Annotated in this window: 12 protein-coding genes; 9 read left to right on the top strand and 3 right to left on the bottom strand. The window is 63.0% G+C overall.

The window, feature by feature from the left end; translation table 11 throughout:
- Positions 1 to 146 precede the first annotated feature (146 nt).
- The 5 genes from oxlT (at position 147) to JQ553_RS17290 (ending at position 5,791) form a co-directional block, all read left to right on the top strand.
- Positions 147 to 1,478 (top strand): oxalate/formate MFS antiporter, encoded by a 1,332-nt coding sequence (gene oxlT, locus JQ553_RS17310; protein WP_212501187.1) that lies wholly within the window; start codon positions 147 to 149, stop codon positions 1,476 to 1,478.
- A gap of 255 nt (positions 1,479 to 1,733) precedes the next feature.
- On the top strand, positions 1,734 to 2,165 hold the full coding sequence (locus JQ553_RS17305) for a CBS domain-containing protein (RefSeq protein WP_212501186.1): 432 nt from the start codon (positions 1,734 to 1,736) through the stop codon (positions 2,163 to 2,165).
- A gap of 156 nt (positions 2,166 to 2,321) precedes the next feature.
- A complete protein-coding gene (locus JQ553_RS17300) occupies positions 2,322 to 3,410 on the top strand; it encodes a ketopantoate reductase family protein (protein ID WP_212501185.1) in 1,089 nt (362 codons plus the stop codon).
- A 274-nt stretch (positions 3,411 to 3,684) separates the two neighbouring features.
- Positions 3,685 to 4,680, top strand: a complete 996-nt coding sequence (locus tag JQ553_RS17295) for a nitronate monooxygenase family protein (RefSeq protein ID WP_212501184.1) — start codon at positions 3,685 to 3,687, stop codon at positions 4,678 to 4,680.
- 142 nt (positions 4,681 to 4,822) lie between these two features.
- Positions 4,823 to 5,791: a zinc-binding dehydrogenase gene (locus JQ553_RS17290; protein ID WP_212501183.1), complete on the top strand. Its 969-nt coding sequence runs from the start codon at positions 4,823 to 4,825 to the stop codon at positions 5,789 to 5,791.
- A 43-nt stretch (positions 5,792 to 5,834) separates the two neighbouring features.
- Here the strand turns inward: JQ553_RS17290 and JQ553_RS17285 are convergent, their stop codons facing one another.
- Together JQ553_RS17285 and JQ553_RS17280 are read right to left on the bottom strand one after the other, a co-directional pair.
- Complete coding sequence (locus JQ553_RS17285) at positions 5,835 to 6,833, bottom strand: aldo/keto reductase (RefSeq protein ID WP_212501182.1); 999 nt, start codon at positions 6,831 to 6,833, stop codon at positions 5,835 to 5,837.
- Positions 6,834 to 6,967: 134 nt separating this feature from the next.
- The gene (locus tag JQ553_RS17280; protein WP_212501181.1) at positions 6,968 to 8,635 is read right to left on the bottom strand and encodes an NAD(P)/FAD-dependent oxidoreductase; all 1,668 of its coding nucleotides are present in this window, start codon (positions 8,633 to 8,635) and stop codon (positions 6,968 to 6,970) included.
- Positions 8,636 to 9,539: 904 nt separating this feature from the next.
- On the opposite strand from JQ553_RS17280, the gene JQ553_RS17275 reads away from it, so the two are divergent.
- Both JQ553_RS17275 and JQ553_RS17270 read left to right on the top strand, forming a co-directional pair.
- Entirely contained in the window at positions 9,540 to 10,913 is a 1,374-nt protein-coding gene (locus tag JQ553_RS17275; RefSeq protein WP_212501180.1) for a cation-efflux pump, read from the top strand.
- A gap of 191 nt (positions 10,914 to 11,104) precedes the next feature.
- The gene (locus tag JQ553_RS17270; protein ID WP_212501179.1) at positions 11,105 to 13,429 is read left to right on the top strand and encodes a PAS domain-containing sensor histidine kinase; all 2,325 of its coding nucleotides are present in this window, start codon (positions 11,105 to 11,107) and stop codon (positions 13,427 to 13,429) included.
- A gap of 40 nt (positions 13,430 to 13,469) precedes the next feature.
- Here JQ553_RS17270 and JQ553_RS17265 read toward each other — a convergent pair whose 3' ends face one another.
- A complete protein-coding gene (locus JQ553_RS17265; protein WP_212501178.1) occupies positions 13,470 to 14,366 on the bottom strand; it encodes a LysR family transcriptional regulator in 897 nt (298 codons plus the stop codon).
- A 242-nt stretch (positions 14,367 to 14,608) separates the two neighbouring features.
- On the opposite strand from JQ553_RS17265, the gene JQ553_RS17260 reads away from it, so the two are divergent.
- Positions 14,609 to 15,085, top strand: coding sequence for a formate dehydrogenase subunit gamma (locus JQ553_RS17260; RefSeq protein WP_212501177.1), 477 nt, complete (start codon positions 14,609 to 14,611; stop codon positions 15,083 to 15,085).
- Positions 15,082 to 16,638 carry an NADH-quinone oxidoreductase subunit NuoF gene (locus JQ553_RS17255; RefSeq protein WP_212501176.1) on the top strand — a complete coding sequence of 519 codons (1,557 nt, stop codon included), beginning with the start codon at positions 15,082 to 15,084 and terminating at the stop codon, positions 16,636 to 16,638. The genes JQ553_RS17260 and JQ553_RS17255 overlap by 4 nt, the downstream gene beginning before the upstream one ends.
- Positions 16,639 to 16,644: the final 6 nt, after the last annotated feature.

The raw sequence follows: 16,644 nt of genomic DNA, 5'->3' as shown, positions 1-16,644 counted from the left end.
CATGTGAATTTTTTGTTGCAGCGCAACCCGAGATTCGGCTTGCATTGTGGGATATAGTATACCAACTTCCCCCTGACGCTTGCGACAATAAGTCACAACTTTTGCGACAGCAGTCTCAACTGGAAGAGCGCGTTCGGGAGGAATTGATGGTTTCCAACACTACGGCCGCTACTGCACCGTCGTCCGGCGGCTTTCGCTGGCTACAGCTTGCCATGGGCATCGTCTGCATGGCGATGATCGCAAACCTCCAGTACGGCTGGACGCTGTTCGTTGATCCGATCGACGCCACCCATCACTGGGGCCGCGCCTCGATCCAGCTTGCCTTCACGATCTTCGTCGTGACCGAAACCTGGCTGGTGCCGGTCGAGGCCTGGTTCGTCGATAAATATGGCCCGCGTTTGGTCATCATGTTCGGCGGCGTCATGATCGCGCTCTCCTGGATTCTCAACTCTTACGCCGATTCCCTCGCAACTCTGTACGCTGCCGCCGTCGTCGGCGGCATGGGCGCGGGCGCGGTCTACGGCACCTGCGTCGGCAACGCGCTGAAGTGGTTTCCGGATCGCCGCGGCCTCGCCGCCGGCGCCACCGCTGCTGGCTTCGGCGCCGGTGCCGCCCTCACGGTCGTGCCGATCGCAAGCATGATCGCCGCAAGCGGCTATCAGGCCGCCTTCCTCAATTTCGGCATCGGCCAGGGCGTGATCGTGTTCGTGCTTGCCTTCTTCATCGCTCCGCCGAAGGTTGCGATGCCGCCGAAGAAGAAGCAGCTCAATCTGCCCCAGACCAAGATCGACTTCACGCCGCCGCAGGTGCTGCGCAGCCCGATCTTCTGGGTCATGTATCTGGTGTTCGTGATGGTCGCCGCCGGCGGTCTGATGACGGCGGCGCAAATCGCGCCGATCGCGCACGATTACAAGATCGCCAACACGCCGGTGACGCTCGCAGGCTTCCAGATGGCGGCACTGACCTTTGCGATCTCGCTCGACCGCATCTTCGACGGCTTCGGGCGCCCGTTCTTCGGCTGGGTCTCCGATACGATCGGCCGCGAGCACACGATGTTCATCGCATTCGGCACGGCCGCCTTGATGCTGCTGACGCTCTCCACCTACGGCCACAACCCGATGGTCTTCGTGCTGGCGACCGCGGTCTATTTCGGCGTGTTCGGCGAAATCTACAGCCTGTTTCCGGCGACCTGCGGCGATACGTTCGGCTCGAAGTTCGCCACCACGAATAACGGCATGCTTTACACGGCGAAGGGCACAGCCTCCCTGCTCGTTCCCGCTGCCAGCCTCATCGCCGCAGGCTACGGCTGGCAGGCCGTGTTCGTGATCGCGGTCGCGCTCAACGCCACCGCGGCGCTAATGGCGCTGTTCGTAATCAAGCCGCTGCGGCGCTCCTTCATTCTCGGTAACGAGGCCGCAGCAGAAGCAGCGAGCGCCCCCAGCGCCAAGACAGCAAAGGCTGTTAAGACAACAGCCTGATCAAAACTCTCTCTCTCCCTGGACTTGAGGAGGCGCATTCCGGTGCGCCTCTTTTTTTGTTTTCTGTTCAGGGATGCCAGATACAAGGCCCATTTTGAAACGGGAACATTCCCCGGCAATGGTAAGGAAACCCTCGAAAACGTCAGTATTACTGCCCATTTACGGTAATTTTTGCGGGAATCTCACATCTTGCGTGTTGACATATGGTATTATGTATACCAGTCTTCAAAGGCCAAATAGCCCAAGGAGGTTGCCATGCAAGTTGCAGATATCCTGCGCAAGAAAGCCGCCCGCGTCGCGACGGTCCGCATGAACGAGACCGTGGCGATCGCCGCGCAACTCATGCGCTCGAGCAACATCAGCGCGCTGGTGGTCAAGGATGTCGTTCGCACCGAGGGCAACACCGCGGTCGGCATGTTCACCGAGCGCGACGTGGTGCGCGCGATCGCCCAGCACGGCGCGGCCGGCGCCGGCATGCGGGTGTCGCAATTTGTCTCCGTGCAACAGCTCGTCTCCTGCTCCTCGACCGACACGCTCGAGCACGTTCGCCACCTGATGAACCTGCACCACATCCGCCACGTGCCCGTGATCGACAATTACGGCCTGGTCGGCGTCGTCAGCATGCGCGACATCTCGAGCGCGTTCGACGAGCAGGCAACGGCCGCCACCACCGTGTTCGCCGCCTGACCGGTCGTTTCGGACTCCGCCGACAGCTCTGGAATTGCACGACCAGGGACGACGGCATCGCAGCGCAGTATTCGGCTTAACTCCTGTCGCAAAGCAGGCGCTCGCAAACCTGCGTCGGAATCGTGCGCGCCGGAAAACTCATCTGTGGGAGGGCGCATGGCCCGTAACGTTCTGATCCTTGGAGCCTCGTATGGCTCATTGCTGGCGACGAAGCTTTTGATGGCGGGTCACAACGCGACCCTGGTTTGCCGCAAGCAGACGGCCGAGCTCATCAATCGCGACGGCACCGAAGTTCGCATCAAGCTGCGTGATGCGGCGACCCACCGGCCGATCTTCTCGCGCGACCTGCCTGGAATTCTGGACGCAGTCGAGCCCGCCGACGTCGATCTTTCCCGCTATGATCTGGTTGGTCTGGCGATGCAGGAACCGCAATACACCAACCATGCGATCAAGGTTCTGATGATCAAGATCGCCGAGGCGAAGCTGCCTTGCCTTTCGATCATGAACATGCCGCCCTTGCCCTATCTCAAACGGATCCCCGCCCTGGCGAAGATGGATCTGGAGGAGGCCTATACCAATGCCGCGGTCTGGGAACGGTTCGAGCCGGGCCTGGTGTCGCTCTGCTCCCCTGATCCGCAGGCCTTTCGTCCGCCGGAAGAGGCCGCGAATGTTCTTCATGTCGGCTTGCCGACAAACTTCAAGGCCGCGCCATTTGCGGACGAGAAACATAACCTGCTGCTTCGGGAGCTGGAGGCCGATATCGATGCGGTCAACCTGGATGGCCAGGACGTTCCGGTAAAGCTCAAGGTGTTCGATTCGATGTTCGTCCCTCTGGCCAAATGGTCGATGCTGTTGACGGGGAATTACCGCTGCATCACGCCGCAAGAGCCGCAATCGATCCGCGACGCGGTGCACGGCGATATCAATCTTTCGCAGTCGATCTATGGCCATGTCGATGCCATCGCGCAGCGTCTGGGCGCCGATCCCGCCGACCAGGTACCGTTCGAGAAATATGCCAAAGCGGCGGAAAGCCTTCTCAAACCGTCGTCAGCGGCCCGGGCGGTCGCTGGTGGCGCGCCCTCCATCGAGCGTGTCGACCTGCTGGTGAAGCTGATTTCGCATCAGCTTGGCGTACCCAATGCCGAAATCGATCGTACGGTGCAGATCGTGAATCAGAAATTGAATGAGAGCATCGCAGCAGACCGATCCGGCGCGCCGGAAGGCGCTCCACTTGCAATGACGTAGAGCCTGTCGGCTCTCATTGAATGCGAAGGTCGCTCGAGTCTTCGTTTCGAAACGACTTCCCTACGCGAACTGGTGTCGGCTTGGCTCGAAACGCGATCAATCCTTGACGGTCGACCGGCCCATTCGAGACCATCCCCTCGATTTCCGCATGGGCCTGCCGCCCGTGCCCGGTAGACTTTTGCCTGATGGGACTGCATCCTGACACGCGACATCCACGACAAGCGTGCGCGGCCGTCCGCGTCACGGAAAATTTCGGGTGGAAGCCGAGGGCAGAATGATCCAGACACGTTTCACCGAAATGTTCGGCGTCGACCACCCGATCGTGCAAGGCGGCATGCAATGGGTCGGGCGCGCCGAGCTGGTCGCGGCCGTCGCCAATGCGGGTGCGCTCGGCATGATCACGGCGCTGACCCAGCCGACGCCCGACGATCTGCGCAAGGAAATCGCGCGCTGCCGCGAGATGACCGACAGGCCGTTCGGCGTGAACCTCACCATCCTGCCCGCGATCAAGCCGCCGCCCTACGCCGAATACCGCCAGGCCATCATCGAGAGCGGCATCAAGATCGTCGAGACCGCCGGCAACAAGCCGCAGGAACATGTCGACGAGTTCAGGAAGCACGGCGTCAAGGTGCTGCACAAATGCACAAGCGTCCGCCACGCGCTGTCCGCCGAACGCATGGGGGTCGATGCGATCTCGATCGACGGCTTTGAATGCGCCGGACACCCCGGCGAGGACGACACGCCCGGACTGATCCTGATTCCGGCCGCCGCCGACAAGGTGAAGATTCCGATGATCGCCTCCGGTGGCTTCGGCGATGCTCGCGGCCTCGTCGCCGCGCTCGCGCTCGGCGCCGACGGCATCAACATGGGCACGCGCTTCATGTGCACCAGGGAGAGCCCGATCCACCAGCTCGTGAAGGAGCGCATCGTCGCCAATGACGAACGCGCCACCGAGCTGATCTTCCGCACCATGCGCAACACCTCGCGCGTGGCCAGGAATGCGATCTCGACCAAGGTCGTTGCGATGGAAAAGGCCGGCGCCAAATTCGAGGACGTTCGCGAGCTCGTCGCCGGCGCTCGCGGCAAGATGGTCTACGCCACCGGTGACGCCGACGAGGGCATCTGGTCGGCCGGCCAGGTGCAGGGCCTGATCCACGACATTCCGTCCTGCGCCGAGCTGATCTCGCGCATCGTCCGCGAGGCGGAAGCAATCATCCGCGAACGGCTGGAAGGCATGATGTCCGGCGGCAAGCGCCAGGCCGCGGAATAGGCCGCGGCGCAGCTCCATCCCCTCATCCTGAGGAGCCGCGCAAGCGGCGTCTCGAAGGATGAGGCCTCAATCGGGCCTCATGGTTCGAGACGCGCGAAACGCGCTCCTCACCATGAGGATCAATGCTGAAAGGAACGATCAAATGAAAGCCTACGTTTACGGCGCCAACGGCGCAGAGATCACCGACGTCGCAAAGCCGTCTCCGAAGGGCACGCAGGTGCTGGTCAAGGTGCATGCCTGCGGGCTGAACCGCGCCGATCTCGGCATGACCAAGGGCCATGTTCATGGCGCCGCCGGCGGCGTCGGCACCGTCCTCGGCATGGAGTGGGCCGGCGAGGTCGCCGAGCTGGGTCCCGATGCCAAGGGCGTCAAGGTCGGCGACAGGATCATGGGCTCGGGCGGCGCGGCGTTCGCCGAGTACACGCTCGCCGATCATGGCCGGCTGTTCCGCGCGCCCTCCAACATGAACTTCGATGAGGCCGCAACGCTGCCGGTCGCGCTCGCCACCATGCACAACGCGGTCGTCACCAACGGCGCGCTGCAACCGGGCCAGAGCGTGCTGATCCAGGGCGCAAGCTCCGGCGTCGGGCTGATGGCGATGCAGATCGCCAAGCTGAAAGGCGCAAAACTCGTCGTGGGATCATCGACGGATGCGACGCGGCGTGGGCGGCTGAAGGAGTTCGGCGCCGATCTCGCTGTTGACTCCGCCGATCCCGCCTGGGTCGATCAGGTGCTGAAGGCAACCGACGGCCAGGGCGTCGACCTGATCGTCGACCAGGTCTCCGGCAAGGTCGCCAACCAGAATCTGGCGGCAACGAAAGTCAAGGGCCGCATCGTCAATGTCGGCCGGCTCGGCGGCACTCATGCCGATTTCAACTTCGACCTGCATGCGGCGCGCCGCATCAGCTATATCGGCGTCACCTTCCGCACCCGCACCATCGAGGAGATCCGCGAGATCTTCGACGAGGTCCGGAAAGACATCTGGGGAGCGGTGGAGTCACGCAAGCTGCAATTGCCAATCGACAAGGTCTACAGGTTCGCCGAGATCGGCGCGGCGTTCGCGCACATGGAGGCCAACAAGCACCTCGGCAAGATCGTGGTGACGCTGTAGGAGCGAGGCTCACTTCGTCATAACGCGGCCTGTGGGCCAGCGATCATCGTGGCTCACCGGAAAATTCCTGCCGTAAGGAGTACAGCCTGTCGAGCGCAGCTTGCGACAGCGGGCCTTTTTCCACCGCGGCAAGCGCATCCTCGAACTGCTGCGGCGTCGCCATGCCGACCAGGATGGTGCCCATCGCCGGGTGAGACAGCGCAAACCGCGTGGCGGCTTCCGTCAGGCTGGCGGCGAACCCCTCCTTGACCAGCGGAATGAGGCGGCGGGCCCGATCGATATCGGCATCGTAGCTCATGGCCGAACCGATCGGCTCGGGCGCAGGACCCGCAATCGGGTGACGCTCGGCTGAACCGGACAATGCGCCGCCGGCCAGCACGCGAATGCCCACAACACCAACGCCGGCAGCCCTGGTGTGATCGAACAACCGTCCATAATCCTGCGCCGGATAATCCGCCGGCAGATCGCGGGCCGCCGACGGATTGAGCATGTTGTAGACGATTTGCGCGCTGTCGAAGACGCGGGCATCAACCACCTGCTGCAATGCCGCCGTGTCGCCGATCGCCGTCATGCCGAGAAAGCGAATTTTGCCCTGCTCGCGCAGTCGCTCGAACGCCGGCACCACATCGTCGAGCACCTGCCGAACGCTCAACGAGGCTTCGCCACCATTCTCGGTGATCGCATTATGCAAGTGAAATATGTCGACCCGCTCGAGAGCGAGGCGCGCCAGGCTGCCTTCGAGCGAAATCCTCACCGCATCCGCGACGCGGCCGAAATCGTCAGTCGGCAGCCGGACCTTGGTTCCGACCACTACGTTGGCCGGCTTCAGCCTTTGCAGAACGCGGCCGAGGTTCTTTTCGGATTCACCATTGCCGTATTGCACGGCGGTATCGAAGTAGTTGACGCCCGCGGCGATCGCCCGCGCGATGGTTCGCTCCTGATCGGCGGGATCGCCGCGCACCATGAAGCCACCGACCGCTCCGCAGCCGAAGCCCAGAACCGAGACCTGCATCCCGGTGCGTCCAAAAGTCCGCATCAGCATCGCTGTTTCCTCCGAGTAGAGCCTGGAAACGAGTTGCGTCCAATTCTCACGTCGCCGGGTGAGACGGCCGTCGCCTCGCCCCGATTCCCAATCGTCGCCAAACTCAGCGAATGAAGCGACCATGCATTGCAATTCTAGGCCGGCGCTCCGGCAGCCACCGCCTTGACCCTCGCACCCGAGCCCGACGTGAACTCGATCTCCTGATAGCCCTTCGCCGCCACGTCATTGATGATCCCGACAAATTTCGGCGTCCCGCCATTGTAGACGAAATAGCGGACCGTACCCTCTTCGTGGCCGGCGACGTTGGAGTTGTAGCCTGTGAACCACGACTTGGCTTTGCGCATCAGCATGATCTCGTACATCTTGACCACATGCGCGGTCCAACGTTCTTGCGCCTCGTGCCTGGCTTGGGCGCGGGTGTAGCCGCGCTCCCGGATATATTGCAGCAGATCCATGCACCAGTTGACGCCGTTCTCGATGCCGCGCGGAAAATTCGTCGAAGCCGACGCGCTTTGTGGTCCGGTGGGCATCAACAGATTCGGAAAGCCGTGGACGAGCATGCCAAGAAAGGTGGACGGCGCATGCCTCCATTTTCTAGCCAGCGTCTCGCCGCCGATGCCACGGATATCGATCAGATCATAGGCGCCCGTGATGGCATCGAACCCGGTGGCATAAACGATGATGTCGAATTCATAGTCGCGCTCGGTGGTACGCAGGCCCTTCTCGGTGACCCGAACGAGCGGCGTCTCGCTGATATCGATGAGATGCACATTGCCCCGGTTATAGGCCTCAAGATATTTCGTCTCCAGCGGCAGGCGCTGCACGCCAAAGCCGTGATCCCTGGGAATCAGTTTTTCAGCCACCTTCGGATCATTGACGCGTCGACGGACGCGATCGGCGATATAGTCCGACAGCTCGGCATTGGCGGCTTCGTCCATGAAGATCTCGCGAAAATTGCCGAGCCAGATTCCGAAGCCAGGCTCCTCATAGAGCTTGTCCCACAGTTCCAGCCGCTCCTCGCGCGTCACCTCGTAGAAGCCGCGCCGGTCGGGCCCGTGCAGGAAGCCGCCCGGCGTACGGGCGCAGGCGGCAAAGATCTCGTCATAGCGCGAGCGAATGTCGGCCATTTCCTCGCCGGAGATCGCACTGTTGTTGAGCGGCGCGCTCCAGTTTGGCCGGCGCTGGAACACCGTGAGATCGCCGACCTTGTCGGCAATCTCGCCTATCACCTGAATGCCGGTGGCGCCGGTGCCAATCACGGCCACTTTTTTGCCGGCGAGATCCACCGGCTCATGTGGCCAGTAATAGGTGTGAAACGAGCGGCCCTTGAAGTCGTCGATGCCGTCCAGCCGCGGCATCGTCGGCGCGGAAAGCAGGCCGATCGCGAGAACCACGAAACGGCACGTCAGTGTGCGGCCGTCCCCGATCGTCACGTGCCATAGATCGCGTGCTTCGTCGAAGCGCATCGCCTCGACCTTGCAGTTGAACTGCATATGCTTGCGCAAATCAAACTTATCGGCGACGTGATTGAGGTAGCGCAAATTCTCAGGCTGACCGGAAAAACGCTCCTTCCAGTGCCACTCGTCGAGCAGTTCACGTGAGAACGAGAAGCCGTAGGTGTAGCTCTCGGAATCAAAGCGGCAGCCGGGATAGCGGTTCCAATACCAGGTGCCGCCGAGATCGGCGGCCGAGTCGAGTACGGTAGCGTCGATGCCGAGGTCAATCAGTCGCTTGATCTGGTAAATGCCCGCAACGCCGGCGCCGACGACAATCACCTCGTAATGGGTCTTGTCCTCTGCCATCGCTTCCTCCTCCGAAATCCAGCGCCGCCTCCGATTGGCCCGATTACAAACCCTTTTCCCGATGCAAACAACCGCCAGCGACCGAAACAGTGACAAGGCGGACATGCAAATCAGCCGCGCAATTTGTGTTGAGGCGCTGCATGAATGAAATCGAACCTTGCGACGTCGATCGCGCTCGGGACCCGTCTGTTGCCGCGCGCGCTCGCTTCGCTCCAATCACCCTAGGGTCTGGGTCCGTGCGGCGATGAGTGTCGCCAATTCGACACGACGGGCAAATCAGCAGAATCCGTCAAGCCTTTGCGGTGAAGATATTTCTGTTTTTCCGAAGTTGAAATCGGTGTATGAATCCGCCCATCTCACCCGATCGAGGGGCGCTTCGCGATCGTCACGAACGTTGCGGTGAGATGCGGTGGACGCCGAGCGCGCAACTGACGAGTGCGCGAGAGGCGGACGGCGAAGTCGTGTGGTTCTGACGCCCCAGTGGCAGGTGTCAAGTTCTTAAGAAGCTCACGCTCCTCAGGGATGACGGTGACAACAAAGCCTGGTCTCACCGGGAAGAACACGTATAAGCCGTAAAACCATCGCGCAGGGAATGCCGGATTGCCTCCGCTGAACCTGTATGCTCGTGTGCGCTTCCTTCTGCTTTTGCACACGAGACCGCGGGTGCAGCGCGCACCCGGCATTCCCTGCGCCCTCTTCCTTCCGGGGCGAATAATTGTGCAAAGCTCGGGCGAAACCCACCGCGAGAACGTGGATCCGCATCTCGAACAAGGCAGGCGAACTTGCGCGGCGCATGTCCTGAATTCGGAACAATTCGCAGCAAAGCTGCATTTGCAAGTGAGTGGCGATTGCGCGTCGTAAGCGACAACTTGATGTTCACCGATACCCTGCTACACCGCGGTCCATGAACGCAACCAACACCAAGACATCGGTCGCCGCGATTTCGATCCTCGTCAGCGGCGGCATGGCCGCGGCCAAGCTCGTGGTCGGCGTCGCGATCGGCTCGCTCGCGCTGATCTCGGAAGCGCTGCACAGCGCGATCGACCTGGTTGCGACCATCATCACCTGGGCGGTGGTGCGGGTGTCGGACCAGCCGGCCGATGCCGAGCATCATTACGGACACGGCAAGTTCGAGAGTGTTTCCGCACTTGGCATCATCGCCCTGCTCTATGTGCTGGCCGGCGGTATCCTGGTCGAGTCATACAGCCGGATCCGCGAGGGCACGCCTCCACCCACGATCTCCGCCATCCCGTTCGTCGTGCTCGTGGTCGACATCGTCCTGAACCTGTGGCGCGCGCGGGCGCTGCATCGCGCGGCGCGCGATACCAGGAGTCAGGCACTCGCGGCCGACGCATTGCATTTCGCCTCCGACGTGATGGGCTCGTCGGCCGTCATCATCGGCCTCGTTCTGGCCGGTCTCGGCTTCTGGTGGGGCGACGCGGCGGCCGCCATCGCGGTCGCAGTGATGATCGCGCTATTGGGCCTGAGGATGGCGCGGGAGACCGTCGAGACCCTGCTCGACCGCGCGCCTGCGGGCGCGCTGGAAAAGGCCACTGCCGCCATCAGAGCGGTGCCCGGCGTGCTCGATGTCGACCGCCTGCGCGTCCGCATGGTCGGCCCAACCTATTTCATCGACGCCATTGCAAAAGTTCCGCGCACCTATCCGATCGACCGCGTCGAGGAGATCAAGCGCAGGGCGCAGGCCGCCGTGACCAGGGCGCTCGGCGATGCCGACCTCACCTTCACCGCGGTTCCGGTCGCGCGCGACAATGAGAGCGTGCGCGAGCGCATCATGGTGATCGCGCGCAATTCCGGCCTCGCTATCCACCATGTCACGGTGCACGACCTCGGCGGCAAGCTCATCGTCAGCATCGACCTCGAGGTCGACGGCGAGATGGAACTGACCGCGGCGCACGCCGTCGCCCACGACCTCGAGCGCGCGATCCGCGTGGACTTTGGCGAGGATGTCGAGGTCGACACCCATATCGAGCCGCTCGAGCCGGAATTGCCATGGGGCACCGACGCCATGCCGGAGCGCGTCGAGACCATCAGGGCCGCGCTGACTCGCTTTGCCGGTGGCGGCGCCATCCACGACATTCATAACGTGCGCGTCCGCAACAGCGACGCCGGCGAGATCGTCAACTTCCACTGCCGCGCCGCGCCGTCGATGAGCGTGATCAAGGTGCACGAAGGCGTCGACGAGATCGAACGCGCATTGCGTCGCGCGTTCCCGACCATCAAACGCGTGATCAGTCACGCGGAACCGCCGCGCCCGTAGCCTACGGCCTCGTTCCTGTTTCGGACTCATTTTGCGTGCCCCGATTCCGAGTTGGACAAGAATTATTTCATATTAACGAATCGTTGACTCTCGACAGCCCGGAAAAACTGGATTCAAATCACATTGATTCGGAAGCGACTTGGGGTGCTTCCGAACGTGTACAAAATCAGCTCGAGGTGGGGGTCTAGGGCATGGCGCGTGCGCATGCGCAAGCGAACGCATGCGTCCAATCCGATTCGATCAAGGGATTGGCGCAATCGATCGCGAAACCGGCCTACCACAGGCTCCTGACGGCGGAGCCTGCACTGCGCCGCGCCGTGCCTACGCTGATCATCGCCTTCCTGATTACCATCTGCCTCGGCGCCTTCGTCCAGGTGATCGACCAGAACCGCCAGAAGCGCGGCGCCATGAAGCGCGACCTTGCCGCGCTCTCTGAAATCCTCGCCGAACGTCTTGACCGCCTCACCTCGGTCCGCCGCGACCGGCTGAACAACGTCGAACGCATGCAGGAGCTGCTGTCGGACCTGATCCCGTCCTGGGGCATCGCCTTCGGCCGCCACGTCATCGTCACCGGCGCCGATCACCGCGTGTTGGCGCGCGTGCCGATCGATGGCATCGGCGACACCGATCACATCCTCGACGTCATCTCCACCGCGCAACTTCTCGCCGCGCCCGGCCAGCAGGGCGTCGTCAGCGACATGATGCCGCCGAACGGCAGCGGCGCACTGGCGATCTCGCGACCTGTCAAGTCGCTGCCGGGCCAGGTCATCGTCATCCAGGAAAACAACGAGCCGATCTGGGGATCGGACGCCGCGCTCTCGGTGACGCTGTCGGCAACCACAAGCTTCGTGGTGCTGATCCTCGGCTTCGCCTTCCATTGGCAGTCGACCCGCGCCCGCGAGGGCGACCTGATCAATGACGCCGTTCGTGGCCGTATCGACACCGCGCTCAATCGCGGCCGCTGCGGATTGTGGGACTGGGACCTGTCGCGCGGCAGGATCTTCTGGTCGCAATCGATGTTCACCCTGCTCGGGCTGGACTCCCGCAACGACCTGCTGACTTTCGGCGAGGTCAACGCGTTGGTGAAATCCGACGACATCAACCTGTTCGACATCGCCGACCAGCTGATCGCCGGCAAGATCACCCAGATCGACCAGAGCTTCCGCATGCAGCATGTCGACGGCCACTGGATCTGGCTGCGCGTGCGCTGCGAGCTCAGCCAGGCTGCCGCCGGCGGCGGGCTGCATCTGATCGGCATTGCGGTCGACATCACCGAGCAGAAGAGCCTCGCCGAAAAGACGGTCGAAGCCGACCTGCGGTTGCGTGACGCGATCGAGACCATTCCGGAGGCCTTCGTGCTGTGGGATGCCGACGACCGCCTCGTGCTTTGCAACTCGCACTTCCAACGCCTGCACAAGCTGCCGGACTCCGCCGTCATCCCTGGCACCTCTTACGAAACCGTGATCGAGGTCGGCAGCATGCCCGAGGTGCGCACACGGTTGCACGAAACCGGTGCGCCGGTGCCGGGCGCGCGCACCTTCGAGGCCCAGCTCGACGACGGGAGCTGGCTGCATATCAGCGAGCGCCGCACCAAGGACGGCGGCTACGTCTCGGTCGGCACCGACATCACGCGCATCAAGGAGCACGAGCAGAAGCTGGTCGACAACGATCTACGCCTGCGCGGCTCGGTGGCCGATCTCAAGCGCTCGCAGAGTGAACTGGAGCGGCAGGCCGTCGAACTTGCCGATCTCGCCGAGAAGTATTCGCAGGAGAAGACCCGCGCCGAGGAAGCCAACGCGGCAAAATCAAAATTCCTCGCCAATATGAGCCACGAACTGCGCACGCCGCTCAATGCCATCATCGGCTTCTCCGAGATCATGGGCAGCGGCCTGTTCGGCGCGCTCGGTTCCGACAAGTACCAGGAATACTGCAACGACATCCTCACTTCCGGGAAATATCTGCTCGAGGTGATCAACGACATCCTCGACATGTCGAAGATCGAGGCAGGCCGCATGAAATTCGACATGGAGCCCTTGGACCTCTCCGGCATCCTCGCGGAATCGCTGCGCGTGGTCTCCGGCCGCGCGGAGGACAAGAACCTGTCGCTGGAGTCGGACATTGAAAGCACGATCTCCGCAGTCGCCGACCGCCGCGCTCTCAAGCAGATCATCGTCAACCTGCTCTCCAACGCGGTGAAGTTCACGCCGGACGGCGGCAGGGTGCTGGTGCGCGGCCAGATGGTGAACGATTCAATCGTGCTCCTGATCGCCGACAGCGGCATCGGCATCGCTCCGGAATCGCTGCGACGGCTCGGAAAGCCGTTCGAGCAGGTCGAGAGCCAGCTCACCAAGACCTACCAGGGCTCGGGTCTCGGGCTCGCGATCGCGCGCTCGCTCACCAACGTGCATGGCGGCTCGATGAAGCTGCGCTCGAGGCTCGGCGTCGGCACGGTCGTCCGCGTGACGCTGCCGCGTGATCCGCGACAGCAGGCGGCCAAGCTGCCGGCAGCGGCGTAACTCGGTGATTTCAAGCGTGGCTGCCGCAGCCCACAAGGCCCTACGGCGTCTCCAGCGTCGGCGCGACCTCCCGCGCAACCTGAACGAGTGCGGCGATAAGAGGCGTCATCGGGTCGCGCTGCGGGATCACCATGCCGATGCTGTAATTCACGAGGGGATCCACGATCGGAATGCTGCGGACGGCGTCCGCAAGACCCAGCGTTTCCGCAAGCTTCGCCGGCATCACGCTCGCCCAGCGGCCGGTCTTCACATGGGTGTAGAGCACCAGCAGGGAATTGGATGTCAGCGTCGGCGTCGCCTCGGCGCCGACCGACATCAGCGCGCGATCGATGATGCGACGGTTCTGCATATCAGGCGTCAGCAAGCACAAGGGCACCTGGCCGACCTCCTTCCAGGTCACCTGTTTGCGGTCGCCATACATGGCGTCCGGCGCCGTGAGCAGGCGATAACTTTCATTGTAAAGCGGGATGGTGCGAACCTTGCCGATCGGCTCGTTCTCGATATAGGTCAGCCCGGCATCGACCTCGAGATTCTCGAGCAAGCCGAGCACATCGGCCGAGGTGCAGGACTGGATGCGGAAGCGCACGTCGGGATGCCGCGCGCGGAACGGCGTCGTCAGCGCCGCCACCATGCCGAGCACGGTCGGGATCGCCGCGATCCGGATTTCACCCGACAGCTTGTCCTTGAGGCTGTTGATCTCCGCCTTCATCGCGCGCGCATCGCCGACGATACGCCGCGCCCAGTCGAGCGTGCGCTCGCCCTCCGGCGTGAAGCCCTGGAAGCGAGATCCGCGCTGCACCAGCATGACGCCGAGGATCTCCTCGAGCTGCTTGAGGCTGGTCGACATAGTCGGCTGGGTGACGCCGCAGGCTTCCGCCGCCCGCCCAAAATGCCGCTCCTTGGCCAGCGCCAGCAGAAGTTCAAGCTTGTCGATCAAGAATCCAACCTCATCTGCAAAAGTGTCTCAACTCGGTCACAAATATCACGGCCTCGGCCCGATCCCTACGCCCAAAACTACCGAAAGTAACTGGTCCTGCAGTATCATTTCCATTTCAAATCAATCGATTTCGATCAGCAATTGATCGCGTTTCACAATCGCAGCATGAAACAGCTTTATTGATGTTTTGATCGATTCCAATTCTCATCGCGGTACTTGAAAAACCTCTGATGAGACCGCGGATGACATCGGGCTACGAACCCTGGGACGAGGCGCGCGGCGCCGAAATTATCGCCGAGCATTCCACGCGCGAAGGCGCCACGCTTGTCGTTCTGCACGCGCTTCAGGAGGCGTTCGGTTATGTGCCGGAGCCAGCGATTCCGATGGTTGCATCCGCGCTGAATTTGTCGCGCGCCGAGGTGCATGGCGTGTTCACCTTCTACCATGACTTCCGCAAGCAGCCGGCCGGACGCCATGTGCTGAAGCTGTGTCGTGCCGAAGCCTGCCAAGCCGCAGGCGGCGACGCGCTCGCGGCGCGCGCCGAGGCAAAGCTCGGCATTTCCCTCGGAAATACCACAGCTGACGATCGCGTGACCCTGGAGCCGATCTATTGTCTCGGCCTTTGCGCCACCGCGCCGTCGGCGATGCTGGACGGTCGCGTGGTCGGCCGGCTCGACGAAGCGCGTATCGACGCGCTGGTCGCGGAGGCGCAGCGATGACGATGCGGATCTTCGTATCCCGTGATGCAGGCGCGGTCGCCGTCGGCGCCGACAACGTCGCGGTGGCGCTGGAGCAAGCCACCGCACAACGCGGCGCGTCGGTCGAAATCGTCAGGACCGGGTCGCGTGGGCTCTATTGGCTGGAGCCGATGGTCGAGTTGGCGACGCCCCAGGGCCGCATCGCGTTCGGCCCGGTTAGCGCAGCCGACGTTCCCTCCCTGCTCGATGCGATGGCCGGCAACGGCCCGCACCGCCTTCGGCTAGGCATCACGGACGAAATTCCCTGGCTGAAACGCCAGACCCGCCTGACCTTCGCCCGCTGTGGCGTGGTCGATCCGCGGTCGGTCGAGGACTACCGCGCTCATGGCGGCTACCGCGGTCTGGAGCGGGCGCTGTCGCTGACGGCGGACGCGATCCTTGCCGACGTCACCACGTCGGGCCTGCGCGGCCGCGGCGGCGCCGGCTTCCCGACCGGCATCAAGTGGAAGACGGTGGCGCAGGCCGGCGCCGATCGCAAATACATTGTCTGCAACGCCGACGAGGGAGACAGCGGCACCTTCGCCGATCGCATGATCATGGAAGGCGATCCCTTCGTCGTGATCGAGGGCATGACGATCGCCGGCATCACGGTCGGTGCCACCAAAGGCTACATCTACATCCGCTCGGAATATCCGCACGCGGTCGAGGCGATGAACGCGGCGATATCGGCTGCGAGGCGCGCGGGCTTACTCGGCAACCGCATCGGCGGCTCCGCGCATTCATTCGACCTCGAAGTGCGGGTCGGCGCCGGCGCCTATGTCTGCGGCGAAGAGACCTCGCTGCTGGAAAGCCTCGAAGGCCGCCGCGGCATCGTGCGGGCCAAGCCGCCGCTGCCGGCGCACAAGGGCCTGTTCGGCCGGCCGACCGTGATCAACAACGTGCTGTCGTTCGCGGCGATCCCCTTCATCCTCGACAACGGCGCCAAGGCCTATGCCGATTTCGGCATGGGCCGTTCGCGCGGCACGATGCCGATCCAGCTTGCGGGCAACATCAAGCATGGCGGCCTGTTCGAGACTGCATTCGGCGTCACGCTCGGCGATCTCGTCGACGACATCGGCGGCGGCACGTCCAGCGGACGCCCGGTGCGCGCGGTGCAGGTCGGCGGCCCGCTTGGGGCCTATTTCCCGCGCGCCCTGTTCGATACGCCATTCGACTATGAGGCGTTTGCCGCGCGCGACGGCCTGATCGGTCATGGTGGCATCGTCGTGTTCGACGACAGCGTCGACATGGCGAAGCAGGCGCGCTTCGCGATGGAGTTCTGCGCCGTCGAATCCTGCGGCAAGTGCACGCCGTGCCGGATCGGCTCGACGCGCGGCGTCGAGACCATCAACAAGATCATCAATGGCGAGCGGGTATCCGAAAACCTCGCCGTGGTCGAAGACCTCTGCAACACCATGAAGTTCGGCTCGCTGTGCGCGCTCGGCGGCTTCACGCCCTACCCCGTGATGAGCGCATTGAAACATTTCCGGGAAGATTTTGGCCCGGCACCGGCCCGTCTGCAGGCCGCGGAATAGAAGGAA

It is taken from the genome of Bradyrhizobium lablabi, assembly GCF_018131005.1.
In the GTDB taxonomy this organism is placed as follows: Bacteria; Pseudomonadota; Alphaproteobacteria; order Rhizobiales; family Xanthobacteraceae; genus Bradyrhizobium; species Bradyrhizobium lablabi_D.
The sequence above is the reverse complement of the archived record's forward strand: the minus strand, read 5'-3'. Positions and strand labels throughout refer to the sequence as shown.